The sequence below is a fragment of the Microbispora sp. H10949 genome, assembly GCF_014161435.1.
Classification (GTDB): Bacteria; Actinomycetota; Actinomycetes; order Streptosporangiales; family Streptosporangiaceae; genus Microbispora; species Microbispora triticiradicis.
In genome coordinates, this window is sequence record NZ_JABBWZ010000003.1 from 438,338 (window position 1) to 454,664 (window position 16,327).

Below are 16,327 nucleotides of genomic sequence, written 5' to 3' on the forward strand. Positions count from 1 at the left end.
GCACCGGATTAGGACTCCGGTGCCACCACGACCCGCGTTACGCCTGAGATGGGAACAGTCATGAAGTGCATCAGGGTCTGCATATCGGTTTTGGTCGTCGCAGCCATGACTCTCGCGTGCGAAGCAACCTCGAAGCAATCCGCTCAAGCAAGCAGGAACATTTCGCTCGCACATCTGGCGACTGTTCTCCGCGGTGCCGTCGTAATCAGTAATCCCGGCACGCCTTTGCGGGTCAGTGACTCCAGGCTGCGGCAGATTCCGGGTGGATATGAATTCAGGGTGGCCGGAGAGGAGTGGTCGGGATACTACCAGACCGGGACGCCGGTCATGGACATCGACTATCCTCTGGTGGTCACTCTGGACCGCAGCGGAAATGTCACTGAGGTATCAAAGATTCCCTTCAGCAGGCTAGACAGTACGCTCAGATACTTCGGTCGAGGCGTAGGGGACGACAGTGACTGGGTGCTACCTCGTTTACCGGCGGGCATTCGGGTGAGGACGGTAGTAGAGCTCAAAAACCCGCTAGGCGAGAGGGATCTCGCTTGGGATTATCAATCTGACCGCTATTTTCTTTCGCGGGGATCTGGAGGCAGCCGGCCGATATACTGGGGAGGCGATATTGAGTGTCCCGCTCCCCCTACGCGACGTGCCTGTGACAGCAATTCCTCGATAGGTACTTTTCGGGCATGGGTTGATCAGTTGACCGAGCGTGACAGGATCATCTTGAACAAGTTCGGCCTCTCTCTGGACTCTCTTCGCGCCATCGCGAAGGAGGGCCGGATATATGGCCTCATCCAGCAAGCGTCACCGCAAATTGTCCGACGATTCAAGAAGAATCAGAATGTGCGATCGCTGTGGATCGTTGACATGTGGCCATGTCGCAAAAAGGAACCCTGTCCTTGAGCTGTCCTGGTCGCGCGTACGGTCCACCCGGGGGTGGTTGTCATGAGTGACGGACGGGGAGTGGGGGAGTTGTAGTCGGCATATGGCGGTCGTCCGCCCGCAGGAATCAGGAGCGGATGATGTCACGGTTGCAGATGGCGGGACAGGTGTACTGCCTGCCCGGTGCGTCTGTTGTGGATTGCGCCGTGTGCACGCCAACCAGAATGGCCCTCATACCCAACGACAACGCGCCGCTGACCGAACTCGCACGCCTGGGCGTGGCCCGCTGTGTCGTCGATAACGGCTGGCCGCTGCACAGGGCGGCCGAACTTCCAGGTCGCGGGTCCGGCGCGCAGGGACGAGGAAGGTGTGCTCTACGGCTCTTCTAGCAAGACGCCGTACCACCCGGCGCGGGCGAGCTTTGAGACTGATCCTGCCCGAAAACGGGCAAGAAACTTGTTAGTCGGCATCCGCGCTGCGTTAGGGTCCTGCTCTGTGTCCACGGCACGGCATCCCTTCGAGGATCTGATCGGCCATCTCACCCGGACCACCTCGCTGGGTCCGGGTGAGGCGGCCCGCGTGGTGGCCGACGTCCTGGCGTACTTCGGCGAGCCCGCGGAAGAGTACGTGCGGCGCCGCCACGGCGAACTCAAGTCGAGGGGGCTGACCAACGACCAGATCTTCCCCAGGATCTCCGCCGAGCTCGCGGGAAGGCGTGTCGCGGCACCGGAGCTGACCCTGCGCCAGCTCCGGAGGATCGTTTACGGATAGGAGCGGTTATGTGCGGAATCGTCGCTTACGTCGGGCCGAAGGATGCGGCGCCCATCCTGCTCGAAGGTCTCCAGCGGCTGGAGTACCGGGGCTACGACTCGGCAGGCCTCGCCGTCGTGAACTCCAGGAGTCTCAAGACGCGCAAGGTCAAGGGCCGGGTCGCCGACCTGGCGGCGGCGGTGCCCGCGAAGTTCAAGGGCACGATCGGGATCGGGCACACCCGGTGGGCCACCCACGGCGCGCCCAGTGACGTGAACGCGCACCCGCACCTCGACCAGGAGCAGCGGATCGCCGTCGTGCACAACGGCATCATCGAGAACGCCGACGAGCTGCGCCGCCGCCTGGAGGGCGAGGGCGTGAAGTTCGAGAGCGAGACCGACAGCGAGGTGCTCTCCCACCTCGTCGGGCGGATGGTCAAGGAGACCGACTCGCTGCGGGAGGCCGTGCTGCGGGCGCTGAAGAGCGTCGTCGGGACGTACGGCATCGCCGTCGTCGACGCGCAGCGCCCCGGCGAGATCGTGGTCGCCCGCAATGGCAGCCCGATCGTCCTCGGCCTCGGCGAGAAGGAGATGTTCGCCGCCTCCGACGTCGCCGCGCTCATCCGCTACACCCGGCAGGTCGTCCACCTGGAGGACGGCGAGCTCGCGGTCATCAAGGCCGACGGGTTCAACACGTTCACCAGCGACGCCCGGGAGACCGCCAAGGAGCCGTTCACGGTCGACTGGGACGCCGGCCACTACGACAACGGCGGCTACGAGCACTACCTGCTCAAGGAGATCTCCGAGCAGCCCGACACGGTCGCCCGCACCCTGCGCGGCCGCATCGACGACCGGTTCCACATCGCCCACCTCGGCGGCCTCAACATGGACGCCCGCGAGACCCGGTCCTTCCGCCGCGTGAAGATCATCGGCTGCGGGTCCGCGTACTACTCCGGGCAGATCGGCGCGCAGCTCATCGAGGAGCTGGCCCGCATCCCCGCCGACGCCGAGCCGGCCTCGGAGTTCCGCTACCGCAGCCCGGTCGTCGAGCCTGACACGCTGTACGTCGCCATCAGCCAGTCGGGCGAGACGTACGACACGCTCGCCGCCGTGCAGGAGCTCAAGCGCAAGGGCGGCCGGGTGCTCGGCATCGTCAACACGGTCGGCAGCGCCATCGCACGGGAGACAGACGGCGGCATCTACCTGCACGCCGGGCCCGAGGTCTCGGTGGCCTCCACCAAGGCGTTCACCTCCACCGCCGTGGCGTTCGCGCTGCTCGCCCTGCACCTCGGCCGCGTACGGGACCTGTCGCCGGCCGACGGCCGCAGGATCTGCGACGGCCTGCGGCGGCTGCCCGAGCAGATCAAGGAGATCCTCACCCTGGAGGACCGGATCAGGGAGCTGGCCAAGAAGTACGCCGACGCGCCGGGCATGATGTTCGTCGGCCGGGTCCGCGGCTACCCCGTGGCCCGCGAGGGCGCCCAGAAGCTCAAGGAGATCTCCTACGTCCACGCGGAGGCGTACCCGGCGAGCGAGCTCAAGCACGGCCCGCTGGCGCTGATCAGCCCCGAGCTGCCGACCGTCGCGGTCGTGCCGGACGACGAACTGCTGGACAAGAACCTCACCACGCTCGGCGAGATCCGGGCGAGGCACGGCCGCATCCTCATGGTCGGCCACCGCACCTCCGAGGCGGCCGACGACTGCATCGTGGTGCCCAGGAACGAGGTGGAGCTGGACCCCATCCTGCTCACGATCCCGCTCCAGCTGTTCGCCTACCACGCGGCCGTCGCCCTCGGCCGCGACGTCGACCGCCCCCGCAACCTCGCCAAGAGCGTGACGGTCGAGTAGCTCCGCCACGTCCCGTCCGGCTCGCGTCGCGGACGCGTGCCGGACGGTGCGCATCTGTCACCGCGCCCTCCGATCGGCACCGACGACATGAGCGCCGCGCCCGCCCACCCGCCGATCGCCACATCCGTAACGTCCGTTATGTCCTGAGATGGGGTGGTTGCTCATAGTCTGTCCGCATAAGGGGCTCTTCGGGGGGAGGGTGCCGGCATGCGACGCCGTACGGTTCTCGCACTGGGGGTCCTGGCCCTGGCGGGCGGATGCGGCACCCCGGCGCCTCCGTACCTCGGGGAGATCTCCCTCCTCGTCCCCGGCCCGCCGGAGTGCTGGGGGGACGGCGTCGCCCGGAGCCTGAAGTCCCTCATCGAGGCCCGCCGCTGGGCCGGCAGAGTGCTGGTCACGCGGGACGCCGGGGGCGGCGGCGCGTCGGCCGTCGGACGCTTCGCCGTCGGACGGCCGGACCGGCTGATGGTCGCCGACCCCCTCCTGCTGGCCGACTGCGCGCTCGGTCGCGCGCCCGATGAGGCGGGGCCGTTCGCCGCCCGGACCGTGCCGCTGGCCAGGCTGGCGGGGGAGTGGCAGGTGCTGGTGGCCTCCCCCGATTCGGGTTACCGCACGTTCGAGCAGGTCGCGGCGGCCCTGCTGCGCACCCCCGAGCGGGTGAAGGTGGCGGGCGGGCCCGACCGCGGGCCCGGCCACCTGCTGCTCGGCCTGACCGCCCGGGGCCTCGGGGCCGATCCGCGGCCGGCGGCGTACGAGGCCTTCGACAGCCCCGCGCGGGCCGTCGCGGCGGTGGCCGAGGGGACGACCGCGCTCGCCTTCGGCGGGCGCGGCGACGTCGCCGCCCACGTCAGGGCCGGGCGGCTGCGCCCGCTCGCCGTCTCCGCTCCCGAGCGCCTGCCCGGCCTGGACGCGCCCACGCTGACCGAGTCGGGGGTGCGGGTGGCGTACGCGAACTGGACCGGCCTGCTCGCCCCCCTCGGGGTGGCGGCCCGCGAGCGCGACGCGCTGATCGGCCTGTGCCGGGCCGTCGCGGACTCGCCCGCCTGGCTCCGCCTGTGCGAGCGCAACGGCTGGACGCCGATGTGGCTCGCCGGCGAGGAGTTCCGGCAGTGGCTCACGGGCGAGGCGCGTCGTACGGCCCTGCTTCTCGATGATCTCGGAATCCGGTGACCAACACAACTTGTAGGGCCGCTTGCGAGATCGCCCACTAGATGTAGGATCCATCGCGTCGCTGGTTCACCTCGGTGAGGCAAGAGGGAACCCGGTGGGAATCCGGGGCTGCCCCGCAGCGGTGAGCGGGAACGACCGCCGTCACAGAGCACTGGTGCGTGAGCGCACCGGGAAGCGACGGCCAGTAGGTCCGGCGGGCGTGTGTCCCGCCGGTCGCCCGCGAGCCCGAAGACCTGCCCGCGACCGCGCGCGGAGTCACCGCGCGTGCCCGCGCCGTGCCCCGAGGGAGGGTCCGCCGCCCGCAGGCCGTGCCGTCGCACGCGTGCGCCGCGGCGTCCCCTCCCCTCCGGCCGGCCGGGTCAGGAGACGAGGAGGAGAGGGCGACCGATGACGATCACCGACCCGGTCTCCGCGCCCGCGCGCCCCGCCACGGGGCCGCGCGGCGCGGAGGAGACCGCGGACGTCTGGCGGGCCATCGAGGAGGCGGCGGCGGGGGTCGTCGCGGACCCGGACAACTCCCGGCGGGCGGCGCGGCTGCTCGCCCGGGTCATCGAGGAGGAGACGGCGGGCCAGGGGGTGCGCGCCTTCTCCGAGTCGGTCGCGGCCGCCCACGCGGCCGGGCTGCTGGGCGACGCCGTCGCCGCGTTCGTGGCCGACGAGGCCGAAGCGCTGGACGCGCTGATCGACCCGGCGGCCGACGACCGGTTCGAGTACTTCGGGCTGCGCACGGTCTACGACCGCTACCTGCTGCGGCATCCGGTCACGCGGCGGGTGCTCGAACGCCCGCAGCACTTCCTGCTGCGCGTGGCCTGCGGCCTGTCGGCGAGCGTCGGCGAGGCGGCCGAGCTGTACCGGCTGATGTCCGCGCTCGCCTATCTGCCCAGCTCGCCGACGCTGTTCAACTCCGGGGCGCGCCGCCCGCAGCTGTCGTCGTGCTTCCTGCTCGACTCGCCGCGCGACGAACTGGAGAGCATCTACGAGCGGTACGGCCAGGTGGCGCGGCTGTCGAAGTACTCCGGCGGGATCGGCGTCGCCTGGACCCGAGTGCGCTCGCGCGGGTCGCTGATCCGGGGCACCAACGGCCTGTCCAACGGCATCGTCCCCTGGCTGCGCACGCTCGACGCGTCGGTGGCGGCGGTGAACCAGGGAGGCAGGCGCAAGGGAGCCGCCTGCGTCTACCTGGAGACCTGGCACGCCGACATCGAGGAGTTCCTGGAGCTTCGCGACAACACGGGCGAGGAGTCGCGCCGCACCCACAACCTCAATTTGGCCAACTGGGTGCCCGACGAGTTCATGCGCCGGGTCGAGGCGGACGGCGTGTGGTCGCTGTTCGACCCCAAGGAGACCCCCGAGCTGACCGACCTGTGGGGCGAGGCGTTCGACGCCCGGTATCGCGAACTGGAGGCCTCCGGGCGGTACGTCCGGCAGGTGCCCGCCCGCACCCTCTACGCCCGGATGATGCGCACCCTCGCCCAGACCGGCAACGGCTGGATGACCTTCAAGGACGCCGCCAACCGCGCCTCCAACCAGACCGCGCTGCCGCGCAACGTCATCCACCTGTCCAACCTGTGCACCGAGATCCTGGAGGTCACCAGCGACGGGGAGACCGCCGTGTGCAACCTCGGCTCGGTCAACCTCGCCGCCCACCTGACCCCCGAGGGGGACGCCGTCGACTTCGGCCGGCTGCGCGCCACGGTCCGCACCGCCGTACGGTTCCTCGACCGCACGATCGACCTCGGCTTCTACCCGACCCCCGAGGCGGAGGCGGCCAACGAGCGGTGGCGGCCGGTGGGCCTCGGCGTCATGGGCCTCGCCGACGTCTTCTTCGCGCTGCGCCTGCCGTTCGACTCGCCGGAGGCGCTGGCGCTGTCCACCCGGATCGCCGAGGAGATCGCGCTCGCGGCGTACGGCACCTCGGCCGGCCTGGCCGCCGAACGCGGGCGCCACCCGGCGTACGAGGAGACGCGGGCGGCGGGCGGCGTCCTGCACCCCGACCACTACCCGTGCGCCCCGGCGCACCCGGAGGAGTGGGCGGCGCTGCGCGCGAGGATCGCGGAGACCGGGCTGCGCAACTCCCTGCTGGTCGCGATCGCGCCGACGGCCACGATCGCCTCGATCGCGGGCTGCTACGAGTGCGTCGAGCCGCAGGTGTCCAACGTCTTCAAACGCGAGACGCTGTCGGGGGAGTTCCTCCAGGTCAACCGGTACCTCGTCCGTGACCTCCAGGCCCTCGGGCTGTGGACGCGGGCGATCCGCGACGCGATCAAGCTCCACGACGGCTCGATCCAGGACATCCCCGCGATCCCCGGCGAGCTCAAGGCGCTCTACCGCACCGCCTGGGAGCTGCCGCAGAAGGCGCTCGTCGACCTCGCGGCCGCGCGGCAGCCGTACGTCGACCAGTCGCAGTCGCTCAACCTCTTCATGGCCGCGCCCACGATCGGCAAGCTCTCGTCGATGTACGCCTACGCCTGGCGGTCGGGCCTGAAGACCACCTACTACCTGCGCTCGCGCCCGGCGACCAGGATCGCCCAGACGACCGTGCCGGCCGTCACCCCCGCCGTGCCCGATGAAGGGGCGGTCGCCTGCTCCCTTGAGAACCCCGAGATCTGCGAGGCGTGCCAATGAGAACGATGCTGCTCGACCCGGGCATGGACCTGACCCTCCGCCCGATGCGCTACCCCGGGTTCTACGAGAGGTACCGCGCGGCGATCAGGAACACCTGGACCGTCGAGGAGGTCGACCTCGCCTCCGACCTCGCCGACCTGGCGACGCTGGAGCCGGGGGAGCGGCACCTGATCAACCGGCTGGTGGCGTTCTTCGCGACCGGCGACTCCATCGTGGCCAACAACCTCGTGCTGAACCTCTACCAGCACGTCAACGCGCCCGAGGCCCGGCTCTACCTGAGCCGCCAGCTGTTCGAGGAGGCCGTGCACGTCCAGTTCTACCTGACCCTGCTGGACACCTACCTGCCCGACCACGACGAGCGGGTGAAGGCGTTCGCCGCCGTGGAGCACATCCCCTCGATCCGCGACAAGGCCGAGTTCTGCTTCCGCTGGATCGACTCGATCAGCGAGCTGTCGCGGCTGGAGACGCGGGAGGACCGGCGGGCCTTCCTGCTCAACCTCGTCTGCTTCGCCGCCTGCATCGAGGGGCTGTTCTTCTACGGCGCCTTCGCCTACGTCTACTGGTTCCGCTCCCGGGGGCTGCTGGGCGGCCTCGCCACCGGCACCAACTGGGTGTTCCGCGACGAGTCCATGCACATGGAGTTCGCCTTCGAGGTGGTGGACACCGTACGCCGGGAGGAGCCGGACCTGTTCGACGACGAGCTGGCCGGCCGGGTCGTGCGGATGATGGAGGAGGCGGTCGCCGCCGAGCTGGCCTTCGCCCGCGACCTGTGCGGCGACGGCACCGGCGGGATGACCGCGGACAACATGCGCCGCTACCTGGAGTACGTCGCCGACCGCCGGCTCGCCCGGCTCGGCCTGCCCGCGCGGTACGGCACGGCCAACCCCTTCCCGTTCATGGAGTTCCAGGACGTGCAGGAGCTGGCGAACTTCTTCGAACGGCGGGTCTCGGCCTACCAGGTGGCCGTCGAGGGAGAGGTGGCCTTCGACGAAGCCTTCTGATCCCGTTTAAGGGGGTTCCAATCCCGGGCAAAGGAAACCCCATGACGACGAACGGGGGCGCCGTCACAGCGGCAGCGTGGAACTGGGCGACATTGGCGATCGCGGTGGGGACGGCGATCGTGGCGGTGGAGCTGGTCCGGCGGGTGCTCAGGTCGCGGCTGATCGGCGACCGATGGGCGCTCGCCGGGCCGTTCGCGCGCCGCTGCACCTGGCCGGGCTTCGCCTCGGCCGTGGTGGGCACCGTCAAGGCCGTCTACGACCCGGACATGCCGGGATCGGGCTCCCACGGCTTCCAGCGGGTGCTGTCGCTGCTCCTGATCGCCTGCGTGACCTGGCTGCTGATCCAGGCGGCGTACGCGGTGACCGACGTGGTGCTCGACCGGCTCACGCGGATCGAGGGCGAGCGCAACCGCCGGGCCCGGCGCATCCGCACCCAGATCGCGCTGGTGCGCCGGGTGTCGGCGGCGGTCGTCGTGGTGATCGCGCTGGGCGCGATGCTGTTCACCTTCCCGCAGGTGCGGGCCCTGGGCGCGGGGCTGCTGGCCTCCGCCGGGATCGCCGGCGTGGTGGGCGGCATCGCGGCCCAGTCCACGCTCGGCAACCTGCTGGCCGGGCTGCAGCTCGCCTTCAGCGACGCCCTGCGGCTTGACGACGTGGTCGTGGTGGAGGACGAGTGGGGCCGTATCGAGGAGCTGACCCTCACCTACGTGGCGCTGCGCCTCTGGGACGAGCGAAGGCTGATCCTGCCGGTGTCCCACTTCACCAGCCATCCCTTCCAGAACTGGACGCGGCACGAGAGCCGCATCCTCGGCAGCGTGTACCTCCTGGTGGACTGGTCGGTGCCGGTGGAGGAGGTGCGGGCCGAGCTGTACCGGGCGCTGCGCGACAACCCGCTGTGGGACCAGAAGGACTGGACGCTCCAGGTCACCGACATCACCGCGAACGGGCTGGTCGAGCTGCGCGCGCTGATGAGCGCGGCCGACTCGGCCAGCGCCTGGGACCTGCGGTGCGACATCCGCGAGCACCTCGTGACGTTCATCCGCGAGAAGCACCCGGAGAGCCTGCCGCGCCTGCGCGTCGAGACCCCCGTACGCTGAGTGCCCGGCACGACCTCGGCCGGCGAGCGTCCGGGCCGGGGTCAGGGGGCGTGGGAGCCGCGCAGGACGCGGGTGCCGCCGGCGATCAGCGCGGTGGCGAGGATCCACCCCGCCGCGATCAGCCCGTACGCCAGCCACTGGGTCCAGCCGACCGGCTCCCAGGCGCCGCGCTGCTCGAACAGGCTCACCGGGACCAGCAGGTCGAGGGTGTAGACGAAGGCGCTGAAGTGCCGTGACTCGTCCAGCCCGATCTGGTGTGGTTGCCAGCGCGCGAACACGGCCGTGCCGGCCGCGAGGAGCAGCACGGCCCACACACCGGCCAGCCAGGGCCGGTATCCGTACCCGACCAGCCCGTCGAGCAGCCGGCCCCACAGCCGCCCCGGGAACCGCAGTGTCCGGCGCCGCGCCCGCTGCCGGGCCAGCAGCACCCGGCGGGCGTCGGACTCGTGCCCGATCCTGCGGTAGTAGGCGGCCAGCTGCTCGTACGGCTGCGGCCGGTAGCCTCCCGGGTCGCGCCGCAGCCAGGTCAGCCGGTCCGCCAGGGTGGCCGGGCCACGCAGCGACTCGTACGTCAGCCCGTTCAGCCGGACCCCGGCGGGATAGCTCTCCGGCCGGTCGAACAGCACCCCGAAGCGGGAGTAGCCGAGGTTGACCTCTCCCTCGACCGACTTGGGCAGCAGGATCAGCTCGTCGGCCTGCAGGTGGCTCAGATGCAGCGCGCGGCCCGGCGCCCGGACGACGGCGCCGTGGAAGGACAGGACCCCGCCGATGCGCGCGCCGCGCAGCCGTACGGTGCCGTCGGAGGTGAAGCCCGCCCCGAGCTCGGCCGCGGCGGCCTGCAGGTGGTCGGCGTGCACGGCGGGCGTGGCGTCCGCCGCGACTGCGGCCCCTTCGAGGTAGAGGCCGCTGGCGAAGCGGGCGCCGATCAGCCGCAGCCCGCCCGTTGCGCGCAGGTCGCGCAGGAAGGCCCCGCCCTCGACGGCGAGCCCACCGGCCCACAGCGCGACCGACTCCCAGACCCGCGGCTCCTCCGAACCCTCCGGTCCGTTCCAGCGGGACGACTCGGGCGGCGAGGTCTCCGGCTGCCCGCCCCGGTACGGCGCGGCGCCGGGCGTGCCCAGACGCAGGCCGGAGAGCCGGAGCTGCCCGGTGATCCGGGCGTTGTCCAGGCGCACCCCCGCGTGGACGGCCGACCGGTCGAGGTCGAGCAGCCCGTCGACGGTGGCCCGGCTCGCCCGGAAACGGTAGATGTCGCAGTGCCGCAGCCGTACGCCCCGGGTCTTCGCGTCGTTCAGCGAGACGGTTCCCGCGATGTGGCAGTCCAGCAGGTGGATCTTCGCCTCGACCGTCGCGTCGGACAGGTTGAGGTCGCCGACGATCCGGGCGCCGGCGAGGCGGACGCCCGGCACCCAGGCGGAGCCGTCGTCCCGCCTGCTCAGCAGCAGAGCGGTGATCACCTCGGCCCGGACGATCCGGGAGCGGCCCCAGGAGCCGCCCGAGCCCGCGTCCACGTCGCGGCTCTCGCGCAGGTCGACCCAGGCTCCGGTGGGATAGGCCTGCCACAGCCGCCGCTCGGCCGGGGTGAACCGGTGGAAAGGCCGTGATCTTCCCATGCGCCGACCCTATCCCGTACGTGATCGCCGAAGGGCTGCCACGCCCCGCGAGGCGGCGCCTGACGCCGGTGGCGTCAGGCGCCGCAGTCGCAGCAGCAGCCGTCCCCGCAGGAGCACCCGTCGCCACAGCACCCGTCGCCCGAGCAGCAATCGCAGCATCCCGAGCAGTCGGGGCAGTCACAGCCGTCGCAGAAGCAGCGGTCGGTCCACGGCGCCTGCCGGTAGGGGCTCCACGGCGGCCGGTAGAGCCCGCACGTGACGAAGGTCGTCACCCCGGCCACCGCCGTACACGTGATGCCCGGCGACTCCGTGTGCCGCGCGGCGGGCGCCGCGAGGTGGTGCGGGCGGGCGGGACCGTGCGGGCGCGTGGCCGGAGGGGGAGCCCCGAAGGTACGGGTGACGGCGCGGCGGGTCTCGCCGCACAGCAGCGCCTCGACGAGATGGCGCTCCTCCAGGTCGAGGTCGGCCACGGCGAGGCGCAGCCCGTGCAACGCCTCCTCGCACACCCGCCGCGCCTCGTCCGGCGAGGTGCCGGTCGCGTCGAGGGGGTTGAACGCCCCGCGCGCCCGGTCCTCGGCGAGGTCCTCCACCGCGTCGAGCACGTGCGCGAGGCGGCCGAAGAGACGGCCGGCCTCGCGCAGGCTCTCGGCGTTGCCCGGCCGCCCCGCGAGGACGGCCGTGTGCGCGAAGGCCGCCGCCGCGGCGGTCTCGGTGGGCTCGGTGAGGCCGAGCAGCGTACGGCCGGCGGACGCCTCCAGCAGCGCCTGGCGCCCGGCGACCTCGGTCAGGACGGCGGTGTCGAAGCCGATCGCCTCCCCGCCGCGCCGCGCGGCCGAGGTCCAGGAGGCGGCGGCCGCGCGCAGCGGGGCGCCGCGCACGCGCCGGCCGGCGATCCCGTCCCCGTCGGCCGCGTGGTCGCGGATCTTCTCCGCGGCGAGGGCCAGGGAGACCACCGCGGCCAGGCGGGCGCCCCGGTCGGCCGACGGCACCACCTCCGCCGGTCGGAAGCCGCGCAGCGCGCAGGGCCCGGCGGTCCGGCGGCTCGCCCCGGGGCGTACGCCCGTCTGCGCCTCGGTCAGGACGGACAGGACGAGACCGTCGTAGTTGGTGGCGGTCCGGGCCAACTGCCCATGGCGGTCCCTCAGCGTCAGGCACAGGCCGCACAGGTGCGCGCGCCACGCTTCGTGGACCGACGGGCAGGAGTGCCGGGCACACGGCCGGAGGATCCCGAACACCCATACTCCCTGAGATCGCGCGTACGGGGTCGTCCCGTCGCGCGGTGATTATGCCATCAGGGGGCGGACCCCGATGGCAGGCGGAAGGGGGCGACCCGCACAATCGAGGAGTGGACGCTACCGACGGGTACGAACTGGGTCTCGACGAGCATGTGGCCACCCTGACGATCAACCGGCCGGAGAAGCGCAACGCCATGAGCGCCGCGATGTGGCGGGCCCTGCCGGCCATCCTGGCGGACCTGGCGGCGGATCCGAAAGTCCGGGTCCTCATCCTTACCGGGGCAGGCAAAACTTTCTGCTCCGGTGCCGATATTTCGGAAATCAATGAGCTTGGAGATAACGGTGATGACACTGGCCTGACCATCCTCGCGGAACGCGCGTTGAGAGCCTTTCCGAAACCCGTCATCGCGATGATCGAGGGCTACTGCGTCGGCGGCGGATGCCAGCTCGCGCTCGCCTGCGATCTGCGCTTCGCCTCTGCCGAGGCCCGTTTCGGCGTCACCCCCGCCAGGTTCGGGGTCGTCTACCCGTTCAGCTCCACCCGGCGGCTGGCCGAGATCGCCGGACCCGCCACCGCGAAGCTGCTGCTCTTCTCCGCCGAGCTCATCGGCGCGGACCAGGCGTTGCGTACCGGCCTCGTGGACGAGGTCTGCCCGTCCGGCGGGCTGCTGCGCGAGCGCGTGTACGGCCTGGCGGCCACCATGGCGGCCCGGTCCCGGCTGACGCTGGCGGCGGCCAAGCGGGTCGTCGACGGCCTGGCGGACGAGGCCGAGGTGCTCGCCTGGCAGCGGGAGGCCCGGGAGAGCGGCGAATTGGCCGAAGGTCTCCAGGCATATCGGGAGGGGCGTTCCCCTGGATTCTCTTGGGATGCAAAATAGGCATAAACGGGACTCGCAGTGGTAATGACCCTGTGAGGTGTGAGATGTCGCAGAATCCATTCGCCAGGTTCGCCCGATGGCTGGGCCTCGACAGGAATCCGCTCCGACGCCGGTGCGACCGGGTCGAAGCGGTGGTCCGGCTTGCCGCGGTGCTGGGCGTCGTGGCCGCGGTCGTGTTCGGCGTGCTGCTGGGCATGCGCGAGTACGGCGACGGGCTGAAGACCGAGGCCCGGCAGGCGCACGACCGATACCAGGTGGTGGCCACGCTGAGCGGTGACGTGGCGACGCCCCGGCTGTCGGTGGCCGGAGCGGCGGTGGGGCACGCCCAGGCCGCCTGGCAGGCTCCCGACGGCACGCCCAGGTCCGGAGTGATCGAGGTCTCGCCGAGCAGGCGGGCCGGCGAGACCGTGCGTATCTGGACCGACGCCACCGGCGTGATCACCCCCCGGCCGCAGGACAGGGAGACCACGGTGGTCGCCGCGATGACCGTCGGCACGGGCGTGCCGCTGGCCGCCGCGGCCTTCCTCGCGCTGCTGGTGACCTGCACCCGCATGGTCAACCAGAGGCGGGCCCGCCGGGCGTGGGAGGCCCAGTGGACCGTCGTCGAGCCCATGTGGCGCATCAACGGCCGCTGAACAGACCCGGCCGGGCTCCGGCCGGCCCGCGCGTCAGCGGCCGACGATCTCGTTCAGCGGTCGACGATCTCGTTCTTGCCGATGACCACCACGCCCTCGCGCGTCACCGTGAAGCGCTGGCGGTCGTACTCGGGGTCGAACCCGATGCGCGCGCCGTCGGGAATGACGACGTTCTTGTCGATGATGGCCTTGCGGACGATCGCGCCCCTGCCGACCTTGACGCAGCCCATCAGCACCGAGTCCTCGACGTGCGAGTGGGAGTGCAGGACCACGCCGGGGGAGAGGATCGAGCGCAGCGCCGTGCCACCCGAGACGATGACGCCGGGTGACACCAGCGAGTCCAGCGCGTGCCCCACCCGGTCGCCCTCGTTGTGCACGAACTTGGCCGGGGGCAGCGGGTCGTGGCCCGAGTAGATCGGCCACCGGTCGTTGTAGAGGTTGAAGACCGGCTGGACCGAGACGAGGTCCATGCTGGCCTCGTAGTAGGCGTCGAGCGTCCCCACGTCACGCCAGTAGCCGCGGTCGCGCTCGGTGGACCCGGGCACCTTGTTGTGCGCGAAGTCGTACACCTCGGCGCCGCCGCTCTTCACGAACATCGGGATGATGTTGCCGCCCAGGTCGTGCTTGCTGCCGGGGTCGAGCGCGTCCTCGCGCAGCGCCTCGATCAGCGCCTGGGTCCTGAAGACGTAGTTGCCCATCGAGGCGAAGATCTGGTCGGGCGCGTCGGGCAGGCCCACCGCGTCCTTCGGCTTCTCGCGGAACGCCGCGATCCGGCGGCCCGAGGCGTCGGCCTCGATGACCCCGAACTGGTCGGCCAGTTCGATGGGCTGGCGGATCGCGGCCACGGTCACGTCCGCGCCCGAGTCGATGTGCTGCTCGACCATCTGGCGCGGGTCCATGCGGTAGATGTGGTCCGCGCCGAAGACGATCACGTGGTCCGGCAGTTCGTCGTAGATCAGGTTGAGGTTCTGAAACAGCGCGTCGGCCGACCCGGAGAACCAGTGCGGCCCGAGCCGCTGCTGCGCGGGGACCGGCGTGACGTAGTTGCCGAGCATCGACGAGAGCCGCCAGGTGCGGGAGACGTGCCGGTCGAGGCTGTGGTTCTTGTACTGGGTGAGCACCACTATCTGCAGATAGTGGGCGTTCGCCAGGTTCGACAGCACAAAGTCGATGAGGCGGTACATCCCGGCGAAGGGCACGGCGGGCTTGGCCCTGTCCGCGGTAAGCGGCATCAGCCGCTTCCCCTCACCACCCGCCAGCACGATCGCCAGGACCTTCATAGGCAGGACCTTAACCCGCCGAACGCCCAACAAACACCATGCGCACCGGCAAATAGTGAACATTTCGGTCGAGGCCGGGCATCGCATGACCTCCCGGGCGCCGTGCCCGGCGGTGCCCGGCCTAAGCTCCTCGTATGCGTGTCGATCTGCTGAGCCGTGAGTATCCGCCCGAGGTGTACGGCGGCGCCGGAGTCCATGTCGAGTACCTCGCGCGGGAGCTTCGCCGGCTGGCCGACGTCCGGGTGCGGTGTTTCGGCGCGCCGCGCGAGGAGCCGGGCGTCCGGGCGTACGAGGTGCCCGGCGGCCTGACCGGCGCCAACGCCGCCCTCCAGGTGCTCGGCGTGGACGTCGAGATGGCGGCCGGCTGCGAGGGCGCCGACGTCGTGCACAGCCACACCTGGTACGCCAACTTCGCGGGTCACGTCGCGAAGATGCTGTACGGCGTGCCGCACGTGGTCACCACGCACAGCCTGGAGCCGCTGCGCCCGTGGAAGGCCGAGCAGCTCGGTGGCGGCTACACGCTGTCGTCGTGGGCGGAGCGGACCGCGCTGCACGCCGCCGACGCGATCATCGCGGTCTCCGAGGGCATGCGCCGCGACGTGCTGACGGCCTACCCCGACGTCCCCGCGGACCGCGTACAGGTGATCCACAACGGCATCGACACCGAGGAGTACGCGCCCTCGCGCGGCACCGGGGCCCTGCTGCGGCACGGCATCGACCCGGCCGTGCCGTACGTCGTCTTCGTCGGCCGGATCACCCGGCAGAAGGGCCTGGTCCACCTGCTCCACGCGGCCCGGTCGTTCGCCCCCGACGCGCAGATCGTGCTGTGCGCGGGCGCGCCGGACACGCCGGAGATCGCCGAGGAGGTCACCGGGCTGGTCCGCGAGCTGTCGGCCTCCCGCAAGGGCGTGGTCTGGATCTCCGAGATGCTGCCCCGGCCCGAGGTGATCGAGATCCTGACCCACGCGGCCGTGTTCGTCTGCCCCTCGGTGTACGAGCCGATGGGCATCGTGAACCTGGAGGCGATGGCGTGCGAGACCGCCGTCGTGGCGACCGCGACGGGCGGCATCCCCGAGGTCGTCGCCGACGGAGAGACGGGCCTGCTCGTACCCATCGACCAGGGGCGGGACGGCGAGCCGCGCGATCCCGAGGCGTTCGCCGCGGCACTGGCCGAACGGGTGAACGCGCTGCTCGGCGATCCCGGCCGCGCGGCCGCGATGGGCGAGGCCGGTCGCGTGCGCGCGGTCGAGCACTTCTCCTGGGCCCGCATCGCCGAGCGGACCCAGGCCCTCTACGCCGGTCTGGCCTGACCGC

General features: G+C 71.3%; 12 protein-coding genes, 1 pseudogene and 1 riboswitch. Of the genes and pseudogenes, 10 read left to right on the forward strand and 3 right to left on the reverse strand.

Going from position 1 to position 16,327, the window contains the following annotated elements:
* Positions 1–1,106 precede the first annotated feature (1,106 nt).
* The 7 genes and pseudogenes from HHX40_RS37595 to HHX40_RS09450 form a co-directional block, all read left to right on the forward strand.
* Positions 1,107–1,211: pseudogene (locus tag HHX40_RS37595) on the forward strand (IS481 family transposase); the annotation flags it as partial.
* Positions 1,212–1,377: 166 nt separating this feature from the next.
* Positions 1,378–1,653 (forward strand): hypothetical protein, encoded by a 276-nt coding sequence (locus HHX40_RS09425; protein WP_030505148.1) that lies wholly within the window; start codon positions 1,378–1,380, stop codon positions 1,651–1,653.
* A gap of 8 nt (positions 1,654–1,661) precedes the next feature.
* The gene (glmS, locus tag HHX40_RS09430) at positions 1,662–3,479 is read left to right on the forward strand and encodes a glutamine--fructose-6-phosphate transaminase (isomerizing) (RefSeq protein WP_182880211.1); all 1,818 of its coding nucleotides are present in this window, start codon (positions 1,662–1,664) and stop codon (positions 3,477–3,479) included.
* A 207-nt stretch (positions 3,480–3,686) separates the two neighbouring features.
* Complete coding sequence (locus tag HHX40_RS09435; RefSeq protein WP_182880212.1) at positions 3,687–4,649, forward strand: Bug family tripartite tricarboxylate transporter substrate binding protein; 963 nt, start codon at positions 3,687–3,689, stop codon at positions 4,647–4,649.
* Positions 4,650–4,694: 45 nt separating this feature from the next.
* A riboswitch (cobalamin riboswitch) is annotated at positions 4,695–4,905 on the forward strand.
* A gap of 131 nt (positions 4,906–5,036) precedes the next feature.
* Positions 5,037–7,274 (forward strand): ribonucleoside-diphosphate reductase subunit alpha, encoded by a 2,238-nt coding sequence (locus tag HHX40_RS09440; protein WP_182880213.1) that lies wholly within the window; start codon positions 5,037–5,039, stop codon positions 7,272–7,274.
* Positions 7,271–8,275, forward strand: a complete 1,005-nt coding sequence (locus HHX40_RS09445) for a ribonucleotide-diphosphate reductase subunit beta (protein WP_244301766.1) — start codon at positions 7,271–7,273, stop codon at positions 8,273–8,275. Before HHX40_RS09440 ends, HHX40_RS09445 begins: the two co-directional genes overlap by 4 nt.
* Positions 8,276–8,316: 41 nt before the next feature.
* A complete protein-coding gene (locus HHX40_RS09450) occupies positions 8,317–9,372 on the forward strand; it encodes a mechanosensitive ion channel family protein (protein ID WP_182880214.1) in 1,056 nt (351 codons plus the stop codon).
* Positions 9,373–9,413: 41 nt separating this feature from the next.
* On the opposite strand, the gene HHX40_RS09455 is transcribed toward HHX40_RS09450, so the two are convergent.
* Complete coding sequence (locus tag HHX40_RS09455) at positions 9,414–10,985, reverse strand: hypothetical protein (protein ID WP_182880215.1); 1,572 nt, start codon at positions 10,983–10,985, stop codon at positions 9,414–9,416.
* Positions 10,986–11,059: 74 nt separating this feature from the next.
* On the reverse strand, positions 11,060–12,220 hold the full coding sequence (locus HHX40_RS09460) for a DUF5685 family protein (protein WP_182880216.1): 1,161 nt from the start codon (positions 12,218–12,220) through the stop codon (positions 11,060–11,062).
* Between the two features lie 110 nt (positions 12,221–12,330).
* On the opposite strand from HHX40_RS09460, the gene HHX40_RS09465 reads away from it, so the two are divergent.
* A complete protein-coding gene (locus HHX40_RS09465) occupies positions 12,331–13,098 on the forward strand; it encodes an enoyl-CoA hydratase/isomerase family protein (RefSeq protein ID WP_244301767.1) in 768 nt (255 codons plus the stop codon).
* Between the two features lie 44 nt (positions 13,099–13,142).
* The gene (locus HHX40_RS09470; RefSeq protein WP_138460134.1) at positions 13,143–13,733 is read left to right on the forward strand and encodes a hypothetical protein; all 591 of its coding nucleotides are present in this window, start codon (positions 13,143–13,145) and stop codon (positions 13,731–13,733) included.
* Positions 13,734–13,786: 53 nt separating this feature from the next.
* Here HHX40_RS09470 and glgC read toward each other — a convergent pair whose 3' ends face one another.
* Positions 13,787–15,100 carry a glucose-1-phosphate adenylyltransferase gene (gene glgC, locus HHX40_RS09475; RefSeq protein ID WP_310738008.1) on the reverse strand — a complete coding sequence of 438 codons (1,314 nt, stop codon included), beginning with the start codon at positions 15,098–15,100 and terminating at the stop codon, positions 13,787–13,789.
* Positions 15,101–15,147: 47 nt separating this feature from the next.
* On the opposite strand from glgC, the gene glgA reads away from it, so the two are divergent.
* Positions 15,148–16,323: a glycogen synthase gene (gene glgA / locus HHX40_RS09480; protein WP_182880217.1), complete on the forward strand. Its 1,176-nt coding sequence runs from the start codon at positions 15,148–15,150 to the stop codon at positions 16,321–16,323.
* The last annotated feature ends 4 nt before the right edge of the window (positions 16,324–16,327 follow it).